Genomic DNA, 17,713 nt, shown 5'->3' on the forward strand with positions numbered 1-17,713 from the left:
CGAGCGGTTAAGCGGGAATCGCAAACAGGTGAATGGGAGATTTGTTCCCCAGGTACTCGCCATCTTTGCCGAGGCGGCGGCCGTTGCCGTTGCTGCCAGTATTGGTCGCGGCGACGGCAAAGCGTTTGCCATCGGGGTGCCAACTCAGGCTGTGCGGGTTCGCCAGCTTTTTCTCGGTGAAGAACGGGGTCTTCTCATCGGGCCGCACATAGAGCAACTGCCCCTTGCCAGGCGTGCCGTAGGTGACGAGCGACAAAAAGCCTTCGTCATGATAGCGCAAATCGGCCACAAACACGTCCTGACCATCGCCCAGGTCGAACTTCTGCTTCTGCTCGCCGGTAGCCATGTCGAACAGCAGCAGCGTCGGCACACCAACGACCGTCCCGCCGTTCTTCGGCAGCGTACCGCCGACAGCCAGCATTTTTGCTTCGCGATCGAAGGTCAGGCACTGCACGCCGCCGCAATCTTGCAGGCGAGACAATACGAACAAGATGCCCGCGTCGAACTTCTTAATCAGCGTGCCGTCGAGCTTCAGCCACTGGACGATTCCCTTGGCATCGCCAACGAGCAAGCTGCCATCGGGATGAAACTTGACCACGCGAGGATCTTCGACAATGGACAACTCGTGTTGCAATTTGCCATCGGCGATCGACCAGATCTTCAGTTTGTGATCGGTGGCGATGCTGGCGAGCAACTGGCCGTCGCCGTTGATGGACAGGTCGCGAATCCAACCATCATGGGCCTGTTCGTGTTGCCACGTGGCAGCGGGCTTCTCGCCGTGAATGTCTCCCCAGCAAACGAGCTTGCCCCACGAGTCGCCAGCAAAGAGTTGTTCACCGCCGGGAGTGAAAGCAAAAGCTTCGATCCAACCGTGATGACCTTCGAGCGCCGCGAGTTCGGTGAACTCTTCGGTTTGAAAATTCCAGCGGCGAATCTTGGCGTCGTATCCGCCGGCCACTAGCACTTTGCCACACGGGCTGAACCGCGCGCTCGAGACCTGGGGATCGGCATCGATGACTTTGAATTGCTTGGGCTGGTATTTCTTCAGTAGTTCGGGAGTTTCGATCATGGTTCGTTCCTACGTGTTCAAACTGTGGAAGGTGGTCAACCGCAATTGTCATCTCGCGGAGTGAGATGACTACGAAAGGAGCTCCTTCACAGGTTGCATATCGTCGTGGGCGATCGGCAGGGGCTGCCCGACGTTGTTGTATTCGATCTTCTTCGGGTCAATACCCAGGGCATTGAACCAGGTGTGGAACAAATGACCAATGTCGTGTTCGTCACCATCGACCCAGGTTCCTTGGTTGTTTGTCTTGCCCACCACCAGCCCGCGGTTGATACCGCAGCCCGTCATGGCAACCGACCAGGCTTCGGGCCAGTGATCGCGGCCGATGTGGCCGTTGATGCGCGGGGTGCGACCAAACTCGCTCATGGTAATGACGAGCGTGTTATCGAGCATGCCGCGCTCGGACAGGTCTTCGATCATCGCCGCAAACGCCTGATCGTAGCGCGGCATCAAGCTCAGGTGACCATTGAAGTTGTCGCCGTGCGTATCCCAGCCATAGCTGTTCACTTTGACGAACGTCACGCCCGCTTCGAGCATCTTGCGGCCTTGCAGCATGTGCCGGCCGAACTCGTGCGTGCCATACCGCTCGACATCTTTCGGATCGAACTTCGATGTATCGAACAGATCCTGCCTGCGCATCAGCGTGCGAGCCACGTCGTAGACATAACCCTGAGCATCGCCGACTTGCTTGCGGCGACCAGCGGCATATTTGGCGTTGGCCAGCTTGCGCAGTTCGTCCCGTTCGGCATCGAGTTCAGGAGTGATCTCGCTATGCAGGGGCAAGTTCTCCGGCGGCTTGCCGTCGCCGAAGGCGATGCAGCCATACTTAGGGCCGAGAAAACCAGCATCGGTATGGATGAACCCGCTACTGCCTGGCTTGATCCACACGTAAGGAGGCAGCCCGCTATCGCCGGAACCAAGCAGCTTGGCCACGGCAGAACCGAAGAACGGATACGTGACGCCCCGGTTCTTAGGATCGCCGCGCTGAATGCGAGCCACACCCGCCGAGTGAGAATTGTCTTTGGTGCAAACGCTGCGAATCACGGCCAGGTGATGCATCTGCTTCGCGGTCTTCGGCATCAGTTCGCTGATGTGAATGCCGGGGACCGAAGTCGGAATGGCGCGAAAGGGACCACCGAACAGCGTGTTCGGCTTGGGGTCCCAACTTTCCAGCTGGCTCATGCCGCCGTCGATCCAGATGAACAGCACTTGCTTGTTCTTCTTTTTCACTTCTTCGGCAATCGCCGGCTGCAACAAATCGCTGACTCCGAGTGCGCCGACGGTACCAGCAGCCGCGCCGAGCAATTGCCGCCGCGATAGGGTGTGCTCCCATGGTTTGCAAAGACGGTTGTTCAGCATCGGAGGTCTCGTTGAGGTAGGGTGGGCCGAGTGAAACGAGGCCCACCGTAATGTGCGTGGCGATGTCGATTTCGGTGGGCCTCGCGTTGCTCGGCCCACCCTACGGAAATGGGGAAACTAGTGATTAATTCCAAACTCGTTCGAGGCCAGCAAACTCCAGGCGAGCGTGCGAATCGACTCGGTGCGAGCATCGGCATGCTTGGCCAGGTAGTCGGCAACAATCTTCTTCTCGTCAGCGGTCGGCTGGCGAGTCAGCACGCTCAGGTAGAGTTCGTCGGCGAGCGCGCCAGCATCGGTTAGTTTTTCCAGGCGGGCTGTCAGGTTATCCTCCTGCGGCTTGAGCCAACCGATGACCGTAGTGTCGTTCAGCAGGAAGAGGGCGGCCTTCACCGAAGGAGCATGCTCTACTTCCGGCTCGCGAGCCGGCAGGGCGAAGGCCTTGTCGAACTTGGCCTGCAAATCGGCCAGTTGCTTGGCTTCTTTCACCGTGGCCGACATACCAGTCGCGGTGAGCATGCTTTGCAGCAGTTGTTCCGAGAGGAGCGGCTTCTCGAGCGCCACGCGATACGACTGGAGTGGAATATCGTCGGCGGCGAACGAGGCGACGGTGCTCCGTTGATACGTCTTCGTGAGGGCCAGTTCTTTGAGCAGCCAGCGCAGGTCAAAATCCTTGGCGGCCAGTTCATCGGCCAGCAACGACAGAACGGCCGGATGCGACGCAGGGTTGTCCTTGTGCATCAGATCGAGCGGATGAACTTGCCCGCGCCCCATGAGCAACCACCACATGCGGTTGGCAATGTTCTGTTTGAAGAACGGATTGCTGGTTGTCGGCAACTGCTCGGCCAGGGCTTGCAGCGCGCTGAACTTCGGCTTGCCCGGCGTCTTGGCTTTAAGATCGGGCTTAACTTCGTATTCTTCTCCCTTTTCGAACGTGGGGAGCGACACTTCCTGCAAGCCGGGCACCTGTGGGCCGATCGACTTCGGCTCCTGCACAAACACCGACATGAACTCGACCTTCTTCAGCAGCGGCTTCTCGGCAACTGCAGGAAACTTCACATCGGTTCGCAGCCCCACCTGGCTGATATATGCAAACAAGCCGTGATAGTGCTCCTGCTTGTATTCGTCGACGAAGAGATGGTCATGACACTGAGCACACTGGACATCGATGCCCATGAACAGCCGGCCGACATCGCGGACCAGCGCGGGCACATCGACCGGTACCTGCCCGTTAGTTTCCAGCCGCTTCGAAAAGAAGAGGGCGCTGCCCCGAGTCTGTTCGTCGTCCGCATTCGGGTTGAGCAGTTCGCGAACGAGTTGGTCCCAATGTTTGTTCACCTTGACCGATTCGGCGAGAAACTTCTTCCACTCTTCGTGGTCTCCCAGCCGTTCCATGAGCATCACGTGCAACACTTGCTGCAGGCGGCGAACGTGGTCGTCGCTGGCCAGCAACTGGTCGATGACTTTGGAGCGCTTGTCCTTGTCTTGGTCGGCAAAAAACGCAGCCGCCTCGTCTCGCGTGGGAATGCGGCCGGCCAAATCGAGATAGACCCGGCGGAGGAACTCGCCATCCCTGGTCTGCGGAGCTAACTCTCCCCCAGCAGCTCCCTCGATTAACTGGTCGATGCGCGCGTGCAACGGAGCGTCTTCAGCATGAGCCGAATGCCACGCTTGGCAAACGAATGAGCAGCCGAACAGGAGAACAAAGCAACTAACCTTCCAAACCATAGGAGAAACCTCTGTCGGCAGGCTGGGCGGCGGGCGGGACGATCTGTTTTTGGCGGGGGTCGCATGAGCGACAGCTGATGCTTAGTCTAATGAATGGCATCGGCGACAGGAAAGCAGAATCTGGCAAAATTCTGCCTGTGCGGTGCTGCTTGTCGGGCTCCTTTTCTCGTTCCGAGGTCGCAATGTCCTGCAGCCGCTTGGTTTTGGGTTGTTTCCTGATGTTATTGTCGGTTGGCTGGACGACCCGGGCAGTTGGGCAAGCTATTCCGTCTGCGCCGCCGCCCCTGAAGTTGGTCGCGCCGGCTGATGCGGGCTTTGAGGCAGAGAAACTGCCAGGGGTTGAGAAAATCGTCGCGGCTGGCTTGGCGGCGAAGAAAATGCCGGGCTGCGTGGTGGCGTTTGGCAGCCGTGGAAAACTGGCCTGGCTTTAGGCGTATGGAGTCAAATGCGTTGCCGATGGCGACGAGCCAGCTGAGTTGATGACGACCAACACGGTTTTCGATCTGGCTTCGCTGACCAAGCCGATTGCTACGGCGACGAGTGTAATGCTGCTGGTCGAACAAGGGAAAGTGAAACTCGACGAGCCAGTCGCCACCTATCTGCCGACATTTATAGAGACTGGCGATGCCGAAGCTAATGCAGCGAAGCAGAAGGTCACAGTGCGGCAACTGTTGCTTCATACCAGCGGGCAAATCGCCGATAACGCGCTGCGGGACTACTTGCAGGGCGTGGACGAAGCCAACCAGCGACTGCTGGCACTCAAACTGAGCAAACCGCCGGGCGAGACGTTCGTCTACAGCGACGTGAACTTCATCACGCTCGGGCTGCAGATCGAAAAACTGAGCGGGCAGAACGTACACGAGTTCTCACAGGCTCACATTTTTCGCCCTTTGGGGATGGACGAGACCGGCTTTGTGCCTGGCAAGTCACTGGGCTATCGCACTGCGCCGACCGAGAAACGTGACGGCCACTGGATGCGAGGTACCGTGCACGATCCACGGTCTTATGCGCTGCGAGGTATTGCCGGGCACGCGGGACTCTTCTCCACGGCCGAAGATCTGGCCCGGTATGCCTCGGCAATGCTCAACCGAGGCGAATATCAGGGCGTGAAGATCATGCAACCCGAGACCTGGCAGTTGATGACGACCGGCAACGTGGTTCCCGGTCGCCGCAACGATGGCGAGAAGTACGAAGGACTGCGCGGACTGGGTTGGGACATGCGGACCGGCTTCTCGACCAACGGCGGCACTGCCCGCTCGGCAGCTGCGTTTGGTCACGGCGGCTTCACCGGCACCGCGATCTGGATCGACCCCGAGCAGGATTGGTTCCTCATCTTCCTGAGCAACCGCGTCCATCCCGATGGCAAAGGAAGCGTGAATCCGCTCATCGGCGAAATTGCCACGCTGGTGGCCGCAGCGAGGCAGGCGGGTAAATAGGGGGAGATACCAGGCGAACAATCCCAGTCCGGGATTGGGATTATCGAAATGAGATGACAGCGTGATCGAACGGATCACACCGGAAACGGCTGAGAATCCTCTGGCATTTCGCAATTAGCGACTTTCCTGGATGTTTCCTGCGTTTTACAAGGCTTTTGCAGCGAAGCTACGGCGCAGGAAAGAGATTCTGCAGGCTCTGGCACGGGGCGTGCTTTAAGAGAGTTTCATCACCCGAGCATGTTGCTCAGGTGTCCCACCTCAATCGTCCCGCCTAGGAGTCCTTGCCATGAATCGTGCTCTCTACACTGTCGTCGCTGTTGTCGCCCTGATGCTCAGCAGCTTGTCCGCTTCGTCCGCTTACGCCGGAAATGGTTTCGGTGGCGGCAGCAGTTTCCACGGCCATAGCGGTAGCTTTGGTGGTGGCCATAAGAACTTCAAGTTCAACGGTGGTGGCCACAACTTCCACAATGGCGGTCACAATTTTAATGGCTTCCACTTCAACAAGTTCCACAACTTCCATAACCACAACCAGAACTTCCACCACAACAGCTTTAAGTTCCACGGCAAGAAGTTCGGCGGCTAGTCCTTCGCGATACATCACGAGTGATCGCGGTGAGCTGCGACCAGATTGAGCAGCCACCGCGATTCTTTTTCACTCGAGATCGTTGCCGCCGTCGAAAGTGCCGATTGCTTTGCCACCTGACCTAGCCGCTCGCGCAGCGCGGCATTCTCAAATAAACGTGTCAGGCACAGCGTGAGCGAGTTCTTCTCACTCGCCGCATACAGCAGCCCATTCTGTTCGGGCTCGATCCACTGCCGATGCTCGGTCTGATCGGTCGCCACCACTGCCAGCCCACTGGCCAGCGCCGCGCGCAGGACAGTCGTTTGACTGGGCCGAGGAGCGGGAGCAATCAGCACGTCCGCCGCTTGCAGCAAATCGGTCCAATCGTCGAAGGTACCGGGCAAGACCACGCGATAGCGCACATCTAAATCGCAAACCAAGCGAAACATTGTTTCGCGCGCGGGGCCATCGCCGACGATCCACAGCCGGGCATGCGGCCAGCGATGTTGAATGGGCAGCCAGGCGCGAATCATTGCCTCCAACCCGCGCTCGGGTTGCAGCGAAGCAATGCACACCGCGACTGGTGCTTCGCCGACGATATGCAGGTCGTGATTCGCTGCTGCGAGCGCCACCCGAGCCGCAGCTTTGGTGGCAGGAGTGCGAGTTGGCAATTCCTGATCGGTCGTCGATGGCAAAACATGAATCCGTTCAGCCGGATAATTCGCGGCGCGCAATTCAGCGGCGACGAACGAAGAGTTGGCAATGATCGCGCCCGCCTGCCGACAGCTGTTCGCAATTCGACTGCCAAACCGCGCTTGCTGTTGCCAGGCAACTTCGCCATAGGTGCCCGCTTCACTCGCGCGCAGGACGACGGGAATCTCATTCTCCGGCAAACTGGCCAACGCGCAAAACGCTTCGGCCCGCAACCCAGCGACGAGGACGGCATCAAACTCCTGCCGCTGCTGGCGCAAGTAACGCGACAAACTATACAAGTAGCGCAACATTCCCCAGCCTGGCGTAGCTGGCCAGGGCAAGCGCACGACCGGCACGCCGCGCACGCGACTCCGCTCCGACCATTGTTTCTCCCAGCGGGGCGTAATGATGGTCGGGGCCGCGCCAAGTTGCGACAACTCTTCCGCGAGTCGCACGAGATCGAGTTCGGCTTCGCCCGCGATGGGCCAGAAGCGGCGCGCGACGATGGCGATTCGCGGCGCTGCCGGCAACGAATCGCCCGTCTGGCGTGACAACCGCTGACCAACAGGATTTTGGAGCGTACCAGACATCCGCCCCTCAATGACGCACTCGACGTTCGACGAACCCACTGACCACAGGTGTTCACTCAAATCGCAGTTCACGAACCAGCACCAAGCCTGTACTCATCGTACCGGGTTCTGCCGCCGTCCTCAAACCTGAGCGTACCGGGCGAGTCTCCAGTTCTGGTCGCTGGAGCAACAGCCAGCTACAATCCCGCCTGCTTTACGCAGCCTATTTTACACCATCGACCCTCTCTATTTATTATCCAGTTACGAGCACCCTCTCATGAGTCACTTTCTCGGCATTGATGTCGGCACCTCAGGCACCAAGACGCTGGTGGTGAGCGAAGATGGCAAGATCCTGGCCGAAGCATCGCAGGGATATCCACTCTCGATGCCCAAGCCCCTCTGGAGCGAACAAGATCCGGAAGATTGGTGGCAGGCGACCATCGCCACTGTCCGCGCCGCGGTGAAGAAAGCCAAGCTCAAGCCGGCCGATATCAAGGCCATTGGGCTCTCGGGGCAAATGCACGGCAGCGTGTTTCTCGACAAGAATCACAAGGTCGTGCGCCCCGCGCTGCTGTGGAACGATCAGCGGACCGCGGCCGAGTGCGCAGAAATCGAAGAGCGCGCTGGCGGGCGGAAGAAGTTAATTCAAATGGTTGCGAATCCGGCCCTCACGGGCTTCACCGCGCCGAAGATTCTCTGGCTCCGCAATCACGAGCCCAAAAATTTCGCCAAGACGGTGAAAGTGCTGCTGCCCAAGGACGACATTCGTCGCCGCCTGACGGGCGAATATGCGACCGAAGTCAGCGACGCCAGCGGCATGCTGCTGCTCGATGTTGCCAAACGCAACTGGAGCACCAAGCTGCTTGAGAAGCTGGAACTCGATGCTTCGCTGCTCGGCAAGGTCTATGAGTCCGAAGAAGTAACCGGCAAACTGACGGCTGCGGCGGCGAAGGAACTGGGCCTGACGACCGACTGCGTCGTCGTCGGCGGTGCCGGCGACTGCGCGGCGAATGCAGTCGGAACCGGTGTGGTCGAAAGTGGCATTCTCTCGAACTCGCTCGGCACCAGCGGCGTGATGTTCGTCCACAGCGAGCAGATTCAAGTCGATCCCGCTGGCCGGCTGCACACCTTTTGCCACGCAGTGCGCGGCAAGTGGCACATGATGGGGGTGACCCTTTCTGCCGCCGGTTCGCTGCAATGGTTCATCGAACAAGTTTGCCAAGACATTGCTGCCAAGGGCAAAGTCGATCCCTACAAAATCCTCACCGACGAAGCGGCTGCCACTCCGCAAGGAAGCCAGGGGTTGTTCTTCCTCCCCTACCTATCTGGCGAGCGCACCCCGCATGCGGACCCCAATGCGCGAGGCTGTTTCATTGGTCTCACGCTCTCGCATGGTCGCGGGCATCTGGCGCGCTCGATCATGGAAGGAGTTGCTTATTCGCTGCGCGATAGCCTGGCGATTCTCGCCGAGATGAACGTCCCCGTGAAGCAAATCCGCGCTTCCGGTGGCGGCGCCAAGAGCCCGTTCTGGCGGCAGATTCAGGCCGACGTCTTCGGCCAGGAAGTGGTCACCATCAATGCCGAACAAGGGCCCGCGTATGGCGTTGCCTTACTCGCCGCGGTCGGTGCCGGGGCTTACAAGAACATCCAGGAAGCTTGTGCTGCGAACATCCGCGTCGTCAATCGCACGCCCGTCGATAAGAAAGCCATTCCCATCTACGACCGCGGCTTCCCGGTCTATCAGCGGCTGTATCAGTCGTTGAAAGCCGATTTTCAAGCGATTGCGAAACTGTAACCTCGCTACTACTGATCGTCGCTGAGGTGACGTTTGTCATAGCCTTGTCGACGCACTTCGGTAGTGACTACAAACCCGTGGAGTTGTTCTGGCGATATCGCCGGCGCAATGCCAAGTGGTAGCGGCCCAATCATGGTGGAATTGATTACTCGACGTCGCGAGTCGTCCGGCGACAGAATCGTCGCAGTATGCAACGTCCCTTGCCAGCGCGGCTGTTCGCGTGAAAAAGGCGCAGCTAAGTTATTGATGCAAACAATTTGATAGTCAGTCGGTGCGAAGCACGACAGGCGAGTGACATACGGCGCTAAAAGCGTTTGGCCTGAATGAAACATGGGATTATGCCGCGTGAGGAAATTCTGGGGCGAGATGCCCAGATCAAAAGCACAGCGGGCATAGTCGGCAATCTGTATTTCGGATTCGACCTCGCTGGGCTCGTATCCAAGCATTAAGAAGCATTCTTCCGGGCCGCCGTCACGATGGAACTTCGTTGTTGTTTGTTGATCGAACCTGGCAGCGGACAAATATCCGAGGGAGTTGCCGGTAGTTGACTCGTGTATGACAGCAAGCGATTTAGTGAGGTCGAGCATTCGCTGCCGGAACTGCGACGATGTGAACTCGCTACCGCAGTTCAGCACACAAAATCCTGGAGCCGAGAAATCGGTTCGGCAAACGAGTCGATAGACTTCCGCCGCCTGAGAATTCAGAACCGTCTGGTGCCGCAAGCAAAATTGCCGGGGAATCCAAGGCTCAAACTTGGCCATCATAAATGCACTTGCGTTGATGGTTAGCGGGCAGGAAAGAAAAGTGGTATTCCTGGACCGCGATTCCAAGCCGATGCTTCACGGCAGGCGAACTTGAAAATTCGCCATAATCAGATTGACATTGCCCCGGCGACTCATAGAATAAGTCGTAGCTGAGACAGAATCTCAAAATCAGTTGGGTTCAAACCCTCGGCAATTCCCAGTTCCGCTTGAGTTCACTCCCGCCCACCTTTCCCGCCTCAACGCTATGCAATCCTCTGAAACGATTCTGAGCGCCATCCCAGCGCTGTCGGACAAGGAACGTCTGGTTGTGGTTTTGGTGCAGCTGCCCGAAGGGAGCCGCCTCGAACTGCGTCAGCAGTCGTATGGCGAAGGGGTGGGCTGGTTTACGCAATCGACCGTGCAACTTGAGCCCGGTCAGGTCGCCCAGCTGAAGAACTCGCTCGGGCACGCCACGTCTGGTTCTCCTGCCGCTCGCTTGCCGAAGTCGTTCAACCAACTCAAGTCCCCTGCCTGGCAGCCGCGCCTGGTCCAAGCCGATTCGGCTTAGCAGATCGGCCTACGCAACAAGCGCGGCCAATTCGGCGAGCATCATGCAGGTTGCGCCCCAGATACGGCGATTGCCGATCTGATAATGCGGCGCAGAAAAGATCAGCCCGCGGCGCTCGATCTGATGCATGCCGAGCACAGTCGGGTCGAGCAACTGGGCCACGGGAACTTCGATGACCTCGGCCACTTCTCCCGGGTTGGGCTGCCACGTCGGCGTCTCCAGGCAGAGTGCCAGATGAGGCCGGACAAGGACGTTGCTGACGAAGACAAACAGCGGCGATAGTTCCCCGAGCACGCGAATGCCAGTGCGCGGCCCGCCGAGTTCTTCTTCATACTCACGCAGTGCCGATTGTTGACTCGACTCACCTGCTTCGACCATGCCGCCGGGCAAACCGACCTGATCGGCATGCGCCTTCATGTGCGTGGGACGCAGAATCGCAGGAACATGCCAGCCCGACGACTTGGGATACAGAAGCAACAGCACGGCTGCTTCTCGCGCTTCGCGCGCAGGTGGGCCGAAGTGACGGCCAAAGGAAAGTTGCGGCGCGACGGGCGTTTGACTTTTGCGGCCGGGCAACCCGCGCGCGATTCGCTCACCCAAATAGTCGGCCAACTGATCGGGCGACATCTGGAGCGGCGCGATATTCGTGTTCACTGCGCGGCTCCTTCCTTGGCGGCGGCAAGGGGCGGAACGAAGTAAACCTCGTAAGCTTGATTCTCGCCTGGAAACGTGGGATAGATGCGCGGCAACTTCAGCCCGCGCTCGGCCCGCGCGCGATCGAGCACGATATAGGTGGCATTGTACTTGCGCGCGAGGCGGACAAGTTCGTCATCGCTGTGTGCAGCCAGATCGCGCACAAAGGTCGCACGCGGATAGAGTTCTTCCATGGCTGCTTTCCAGCGCATTAGTCCGGCCGCATCCTGAGGTACATCCTTCCAGTTCACCGCCTCGCGGCGCTGCGCGTACCAATGAAACGTCTGCTGGCGACGGGGTGTCAGAAAACCAGCCTGCGCGGGCGTTTCACGTTCGATCCAATCGCAAACGCGCTGCCACTCGGCAAACATTTGCTGCGGCGAAAGCTCGGGCTGTGTTGGTGCTGCGTGCGGGTCTTCCAGCGGCGAAGTTTGCGTCGGCTTGGGTTGCAGGAACGCGCCGGGCACGCGTAGTTCGCTGCGCGACCACATGGCATACGACAGGTCGATCCCCACAGCCAGCATGGCCAGCGTCATCACGGCTGCAGTCAGCCCGGGCTGCGACTTCTCGCGGCGAGAAAGCTCGGCAGCAATTGCCAAGGCCACACCAATCGCCAGCATCGAATCGCTAAGGCGGAACCAATAGTAACGGAGCAACCGGGCCGCGAGTTCGCGCTGCCAGAGCAACGACTGATCGATGGCGGCCCCCACCGCGCCCATGAGCACCGCCCCTAGCACGAACAGGTGCAATGCGCGCAAACGGACATCGTGACGCTGATGCCAGGCGAGCGCGGCCCAGGCGATGAGGAGTGCCAGTTGCCGAGCCATATAAAGATGTTCGAAGCGATGGAACACCAGGTGATGCGGCAAGCGTTCGAAGACGTAGGCCGTCGTTGCTTCGCGGGCGATTTCGGGATCAACACCTTTGTTGAGCAAGATCGCAGGGATTAATCCTGGCAGCGAAAGAACAAAGCCGCCGAGCACCGCCGGCATCATGCGGAGCAGCGAAGGCGAATCGGGTTGATTCCGTTCGAGAAGCCAAACGCCGCCAATCAACACGCAGCCCCAACCACCAATCAGTACGTGAAACGCCGCGGCCGCGCCCATCCAGAGCCACGCTCCGGTCCAACGCCTGCGAACGAGACATTCAAGTGACAAGAGAAAGAAGACGTACGCAAAGCTCTTGGCTTCGACACCACCGACCATCCATTCGCCGGCCATGTGAAACCAGCGCAGGAAGATCATCATCAGCCCGGCGGTGAGAATCGACATCAGTCGCTGCGGCACGAGCGCGACGCTCAAGCGTTGCCAAGCAGCGGCCAGCAGCAGCCAGGTGACACCGCGGCCAATCCAAGCAGTTGTGGTCAGCGAGCAGTACTGGGTCACCCAACCAAAGCACCAATAGAACGTTAGATGGGCATCGGCCGAGTCGAGAAACAGATCGCCGCGGCACCAACTGGGATCCCAATAATGCTTAGCTTTGGGCAAGTAGTGCGATTCGCCCACGCCCGGCGGAGGTGAGCCCGCGAGAATAAAAAACAGCAAAAAGATGAACGCTATTTCGACCGCCGCTTGCAACCAGGAATAGTCGCGCCCCTCGCCGGAGTCGATCACTTCCAGCAGCGGCGGCGGGGACTTACGGCTCACGAGGATTTCGTCGTTGCGGGAGAGGAAGGAAATACTTAGCCCGACGCGTCGGGGCATGCATTCAGGCTAATCGCTGAGTACAAAACTGGCCAGTGGCGAGCCAGGCCAGGGTCGGGGCAATTTTCGGGCGGTGCGACGTTGCCTTTAGCTGGTTGAGACTGGCCCGAAAAATTGTCCTGACACTTTTCGGGTGACTCCCTAAGTCGTCACGAGCACAAAACGATTGATTCAAAGTGGTTGGCACTTCGAGTTGTTTGACTAGAAGTGGGTCAGGACAAAGTTTCGGGACAACGCCTCGCGGATGAAGATAGAGCCAAGCTGCCCGAAATTTGCCCCGACCCTGTTATTAGCGCGCCGCTGTCTCGCGGATTGGATCGGGGTCGAGCAGGTTGACATGCACGTCGTCGACCCAGGCTTCGCCGAGGCCGGTGAGGGCAAAGCTGACGACGAGTTCGCCCGATTCAGGCACCGCGCGATAGTAAGTAAATTGCCGCCAGCCGCGAGTGAGTCGTATGCGGTCGGCCAGATCGGGTCCGCCGATCGAATCGAAAATCATCAGGCCGTCGTGGCTGCCGTGGACGACCTGCGGAACGTAGCACCAACCAGTGATGCGGGCAATTTGCTTTTCACGTACCGGTACCGGGCTGCTGGTGATCCAGACAACGGGCCGTTCGAAGGGGGGAGGCAATTGCTTGGGCTCGCGCGCGGCAGCTGCCAGTCGCAGGGCACTTCGTCCGCCGTGAGGATTGACGAGTGACAAGGCGACTTCGCTCTTCACACCATCGGGCAGGCGGTTGTAGTTTTTCCAGCCAGCCTTGGTCATCTGATCGAGCGATTCAAAATCGCCCCCCGCTTGGGCATTGGCTCCCCACGTGGCTCCACGCAGGCGTTCGGCTAGTTCCCAGTGCAGGGGCAGCGTGGTGAACTGCGCGATACACGGGCTGGCGGCCGGAGCATGAAAGGCAGCCACCGATTGTTCCCAGTGACCGCGACGAATGCGGGCCTGCTGTTGTTCAGCCTTCACGATGTACGCATGAGCTGCCGAGAAATCACCGGTCGACATCACCCGCTGCGATTGGGCCAGGTTCCCTTCCGCTTCTCGCAGCCAGGTGGGCGCTTCTTTCAGCGTGTGGCCCGCAATGTTCAATCGTTGATCGATGTCGACAATTTGCGTCTGCCGACGCACAGCCAGATCGTGCCGCAACCGAGTCGCGTCTTGCTTGATCTCACTCAGCGTGCGATTGAGATAGTGAATCACGAGCGGATCGTGTGTGATGACGACAGCCGACGATGTGCTCGCTTCGTCGACCGTCACGCGCAGGCCGCCAGTTGCCATGGCCGAACGAAGCTTTCGCAGGCCAGCCGTAGTGATTTGATAAGCCTGACTGGCCGCTGGGACTCCGGCGACAACCAGCGTGAACTGATTGCGAGGCGCGGGTGTCGCTACATACTGCTGGGCAGCCGCTCGTTGCGTGACGAGGAGCAACCGCGAGCGTTCGGTCTGCCAGACGGCGGCATACACGCCCGCTTCGGGCGCAGAAAGCTCCTCGGTCAACTGACCGCCGGAGATCCAGGGCTCCATCAGCCGCAGTTCGAAATTAAGCATCCGCAGCGCGTCGGTGCGCATCGAAGTCGGAATCGTATCGATGCTCAGTGGCGTTTCGGATGGGAAAATCAACCCACGCATGCCAGCTGAAAGATTGAGATACATCGTCAAGCGAAGTTGCTCAAGGTCGCAATCGTCGGGCAGAGTCGAGTTGCGCCCAAGCAGTGTCAACTGTTGCTGCAACGCGGCGGCTGGCTGCGAGTAGACCGTGCCCCAGAAGGGCGTACCTGGCCGGGCAAGTTGTTCGCGATCGCTGAGCCAAGCGCGGAGGTCATTTTGTTCGAAGCTGGTCGCTGCCGTTCGTTTGTCGATTAGTAGTAGACTGGCAAGCCGACTGTATTCGCTTAGTTCGCAATCGGCACCAACGAGCAGCGGGCGCTGCCGCTGCGGATCGATGCTGCGAATCTCTTGGGCCAGATCGCGCGTGTAAGGAACGTCGCGATCGACGAGCCGAGTCCCCAGGCTCCAAGCCAAGACGGGCTTGAAGGCTTCGGGCGGCGGCGCAGTTTCATCGGCAAATGGTGGTGGCGCAACAATCCACATTCCCAGCCGCTGCGCTTCCTTTAGCAAGGCCGGTGATGGTGAAGCATTGAACTTTACCGCGTTGAAACCCAGCGATTGCAACCAGGCCAGCGGTTCCCCTTGATGTTGAATAATGCGTGGCAAGAAGGGACGACCCTTGGCCAACAAATGCGAACCTTGAATCTCCGCTCCTGGCGTTTCGAGATTAGCCGGTCCCTCGTTGGTGCCACCAAAGGGAGTGTTGTCGATGGTGGGGCGCGAGACATTCACGCCCACTTTGTCTTGTGGCACGAAGCCTTTGATCTCGACATCGTCGATCCAGAGTTGCAGATTGCCGGGACTGCTGTACGCATTGAGGACGAGCAGATCGACCTGAGCGCCGCGAACATCGACTTCCGGCCCGAATTCGCGGCGCAGGCGAATCAATTCGGGGCCATCGAGCCGGCGGAGAACTTCTTTCACAGACAATTGTTGCCAGGCACCCACGTCGGTATAAGTATCGCCTGGCAGGAGCGTCGTCAGGGGCTTGCCGGTGCCGCGGTCGGTCGTGCGGGGGAGGACGACGCGAATCAGCACTTGTAAATTGGGCCGATCCGATTTGATCCAGAGCGAAGGCTCGAACTCGGCAATTACGGGAACTCGTTCCAGCTGATAGGCCAGGTGAACGTAAGTGCCCGTGCCGACCGACAGCCGCAGGTATTCGCTACCACTTCCCGAGCGCGACTGGCGAAAAGTTCGTTCCTGCCCGATCAACCGCACGCCAGCATCGGCAGCGGCCAGTTGCCAGGTCGCTTGCGGCGATTCGAACGTATCGCGGAACTGTGCGACCGCTGGCTGCGTAGTGATGAACTGCAGCACCGTCAGCAGCCCGAACACTAACCCTAACAGCCGCGCGCACCGCGACCGCTGAGGTCGAACGTGGGGCGAAGTGCTGAGGGCTCGCTGCATCGAGCGGGATCCTGCTGGGGCATCAAAGCGAACGACTTTTGAGGAGCGAACTAAACAACATTGGCGCGTGCTGCGCGGTTCGTCCCCTATGTAGCCTTTCGGCAACTTGAGGCCACGAGTGTGGCGAATGCTGTAAGGTGGCCTTGTATCAAGTGTTACGACCACCGGCCAGAGCAAACGTGGCGAAAGCTCCACAGCGAACCAAGGTCTGCGAAAATCCTTGATTTGTCGCAACCGCTTAATAGCCATAAACTTACGCAACGCACAACGAGCCGTACCCAGGGACTGGTACGCCGGCTGCTTTTAATGCTGGCATAAGACCAACCTCTGGGAGAAATCACTGATGTCGACTTCGCCGCGAATCACTGCTCAAGCCACCGAAGAACTTCCTAAGGACGTGGCCGACCTGGCCGCGGCCGTTGCGGCCTTGCCGGCGGAAGTTCGCTCGCGGCTTGAACCGTTGATGTTTCGCGTAGTCGACAGCACCAAACGCCGTCGGCGAATTCTCAACCTGGTGCAGGAAGCTTTGAGCCAATTGCGGCTCGACATGAAGTACCTGGTCTTCGATCTCGAAGCAACCCGCCGCGAACGGGATTCTCTGAAACCGACCAAAGACGAAGGCTCTGCCGGCGACGACGATCGCTTGTAAGCTTGCCGGCCCTTCGACCAGCCACGTTCGCACTCCTTGTGCCGACGCTTCGCGCCAACTTGCCCGGTTGGCGCGAAGCGTTTTTTTATGCGCCGAGTATGCTACAAACGGTTGTCTAAACGACGAACTGTGTTGTTCAACTCCTCAAGCAAACCTATCATGCCCCAGCATCCTTCCCGTTTGATGTTCGCTGCATGCTGGTCGTTGGTTGCGTTATTCGCCATCGCACAAGATCCCGCTGCCAAGCTTCCCGCCAAGCCATTGAAGGACATTCCCCCCGCGGTGATGGAAAACGTCCATCAACTGTCGGCGAATGTCTATAGCAGTGGCGGCCCCAACGGCGAAGTCGCATTCGAGACGTTGGCGAAGCTCGGCATTAAGACCATCATCAGTGTCGATGGTGCTCAGCCCGACCTCGTGAATGCCAAAAAGTTCGGCCTGAAGTATGTCCATGTGCCGATTGGCTACGACGCGCTGCCCAAAGAAAAAGCGCTGCTCATCGCCAAAGCCGTGAAGGAATCGAAGGGCCCAGTTCTGATTCACTGCCACCATGGTAAACATCGCGGACCAGCAGCTGCTGCGGTCGCTTGTGTAACGGTGGACAACTGGACTCCCGAGCAGGCTCTCGCCTGGATGAAACAGGCCGGCACGTCGCCCAATTATGCTCAGCTAATTAAGGACGCGGGCTCGTTTCAAAAGCCACTGGCAGCCGAGCTCGACAAGATTCCAGCGGACCTTCCCGAAGCCGTCGCGCCGACGCCACTCGTCGATGCGATGCTCAAGATCGACGATCGCTTCGATACGGTCCTCAAGCACTTCAATGTAGCCATTGATGTGAAAGGTCCTAACTGGAAGCAGGCGACCACCGACGCAATTCAACTCGACGAGGACTTTCGCGAGTTCCAGCGCTTGCCTGCCGTCACTAAGTTGCCGGTTGATTTTCAGAAGTTGGCGGCCGACATGCAAAAATCGGCAGCGGAACTTCATCTGGCTATCGAGGCACTTGCAGCCGGCAAGGTCAAAGACACCGCTCCAGCGCGCGACCTCGTCACGCGCATGCAGCAGCAATGCGTCACGTGCCATAAGCAATATCGGGACCAGAAGTGAATTACAATTACAGTGCCCACCTTCCG

The 17,713-nt window shown here is 58.9% G+C and carries 15 protein-coding genes; 6 read left to right on the forward strand and 9 right to left on the reverse strand.

What is annotated here, in order from left to right:
- Positions 1–7: 7 nt before the first annotated feature.
- From ETAA8_RS30445 to ETAA8_RS30455, 3 genes are all read right to left on the reverse strand, one after another.
- The gene (locus tag ETAA8_RS30445) at positions 8–1,069 is read right to left on the reverse strand and encodes a WD40 repeat domain-containing protein (RefSeq protein ID WP_145097948.1); all 1,062 of its coding nucleotides are present in this window, start codon (positions 1,067–1,069) and stop codon (positions 8–10) included.
- Between the two features lie 69 nt (positions 1,070–1,138).
- Entirely contained in the window at positions 1,139–2,425 is a 1,287-nt protein-coding gene (locus ETAA8_RS30450) for a DUF1501 domain-containing protein (RefSeq protein WP_145097951.1), read from the reverse strand.
- 117 nt (positions 2,426–2,542) lie between these two features.
- Positions 2,543–4,150 carry a DUF1549 domain-containing protein gene (locus ETAA8_RS30455; protein ID WP_145097954.1) on the reverse strand — a complete coding sequence of 536 codons (1,608 nt, stop codon included), beginning with the start codon at positions 4,148–4,150 and terminating at the stop codon, positions 2,543–2,545.
- Positions 4,151–4,368: 218 nt separating this feature from the next.
- Here ETAA8_RS30455 and ETAA8_RS30460 point away from each other — a divergent pair, with 218 nt between their 5' ends.
- Complete coding sequence (locus ETAA8_RS30460; protein WP_145097958.1) at positions 4,369–4,581, forward strand: hypothetical protein; 213 nt, start codon at positions 4,369–4,371, stop codon at positions 4,579–4,581.
- Between the two features lie 48 nt (positions 4,582–4,629).
- The gene (locus ETAA8_RS30465; protein WP_145097961.1) at positions 4,630–5,586 is read left to right on the forward strand and encodes a serine hydrolase domain-containing protein; all 957 of its coding nucleotides are present in this window, start codon (positions 4,630–4,632) and stop codon (positions 5,584–5,586) included.
- 271 nt (positions 5,587–5,857) lie between these two features.
- Here ETAA8_RS30465 and ETAA8_RS30470 read toward each other — a convergent pair whose 3' ends face one another.
- Together ETAA8_RS30470 and ETAA8_RS30475 are read right to left on the reverse strand one after the other, a co-directional pair.
- On the reverse strand, positions 5,858–6,184 hold the full coding sequence (locus tag ETAA8_RS30470; protein WP_145097964.1) for a hypothetical protein: 327 nt from the start codon (positions 6,182–6,184) through the stop codon (positions 5,858–5,860).
- Positions 6,184–7,431 (reverse strand): glycosyltransferase family 4 protein, encoded by a 1,248-nt coding sequence (locus tag ETAA8_RS30475; RefSeq protein WP_145097967.1) that lies wholly within the window; start codon positions 7,429–7,431, stop codon positions 6,184–6,186. Before ETAA8_RS30475 ends, ETAA8_RS30470 begins: the two co-directional genes overlap by 1 nt.
- Positions 7,432–7,687: 256 nt before the next feature.
- On the opposite strand from ETAA8_RS30475, the gene xylB reads away from it, so the two are divergent.
- Positions 7,688–9,205: a xylulokinase gene (gene xylB, locus ETAA8_RS30480; protein ID WP_145097970.1), complete on the forward strand. Its 1,518-nt coding sequence runs from the start codon at positions 7,688–7,690 to the stop codon at positions 9,203–9,205.
- A gap of 8 nt (positions 9,206–9,213) precedes the next feature.
- Here xylB and ETAA8_RS30485 read toward each other — a convergent pair whose 3' ends face one another.
- Positions 9,214–9,651 (reverse strand): hypothetical protein, encoded by a 438-nt coding sequence (locus ETAA8_RS30485; protein ID WP_145097973.1) that lies wholly within the window; start codon positions 9,649–9,651, stop codon positions 9,214–9,216.
- Between the two features lie 562 nt (positions 9,652–10,213).
- On the opposite strand from ETAA8_RS30485, the gene ETAA8_RS30490 reads away from it, so the two are divergent.
- The gene (locus ETAA8_RS30490; protein WP_145097976.1) at positions 10,214–10,516 is read left to right on the forward strand and encodes a hypothetical protein; all 303 of its coding nucleotides are present in this window, start codon (positions 10,214–10,216) and stop codon (positions 10,514–10,516) included.
- Between the two features lie 9 nt (positions 10,517–10,525).
- Here ETAA8_RS30490 and ETAA8_RS30495 read toward each other — a convergent pair whose 3' ends face one another.
- From ETAA8_RS30495 to ETAA8_RS30505, 3 genes are all read right to left on the reverse strand, one after another.
- The gene (locus tag ETAA8_RS30495; protein WP_145097979.1) at positions 10,526–11,170 is read right to left on the reverse strand and encodes an NUDIX hydrolase; all 645 of its coding nucleotides are present in this window, start codon (positions 11,168–11,170) and stop codon (positions 10,526–10,528) included.
- Entirely contained in the window at positions 11,167–12,912 is a 1,746-nt protein-coding gene (locus ETAA8_RS30500) for a DUF6798 domain-containing protein (protein WP_145097982.1), read from the reverse strand. The genes ETAA8_RS30495 and ETAA8_RS30500 overlap by 4 nt, the downstream gene beginning before the upstream one ends.
- A 289-nt stretch (positions 12,913–13,201) precedes the next feature.
- Positions 13,202–15,931 carry a hypothetical protein gene (locus tag ETAA8_RS30505; protein ID WP_145097985.1) on the reverse strand — a complete coding sequence of 910 codons (2,730 nt, stop codon included), beginning with the start codon at positions 15,929–15,931 and terminating at the stop codon, positions 13,202–13,204.
- Between the two features lie 343 nt (positions 15,932–16,274).
- On the opposite strand from ETAA8_RS30505, the gene ETAA8_RS30510 reads away from it, so the two are divergent.
- A complete protein-coding gene (locus ETAA8_RS30510; protein ID WP_145097989.1) occupies positions 16,275–16,580 on the forward strand; it encodes a transcriptional regulator in 306 nt (101 codons plus the stop codon).
- A 159-nt stretch (positions 16,581–16,739) separates the two neighbouring features.
- Positions 16,740–17,687, forward strand: a complete 948-nt coding sequence (locus ETAA8_RS30515) for a cytochrome c (RefSeq protein WP_202921362.1) — start codon at positions 16,740–16,742, stop codon at positions 17,685–17,687.
- Positions 17,688–17,713 lie beyond the last annotated feature (26 nt).

Source organism: Anatilimnocola aggregata (genome assembly GCF_007747655.1).
In the GTDB taxonomy this organism is placed as follows: domain Bacteria; phylum Planctomycetota; class Planctomycetia; order Pirellulales; family Pirellulaceae; genus Anatilimnocola; species Anatilimnocola aggregata.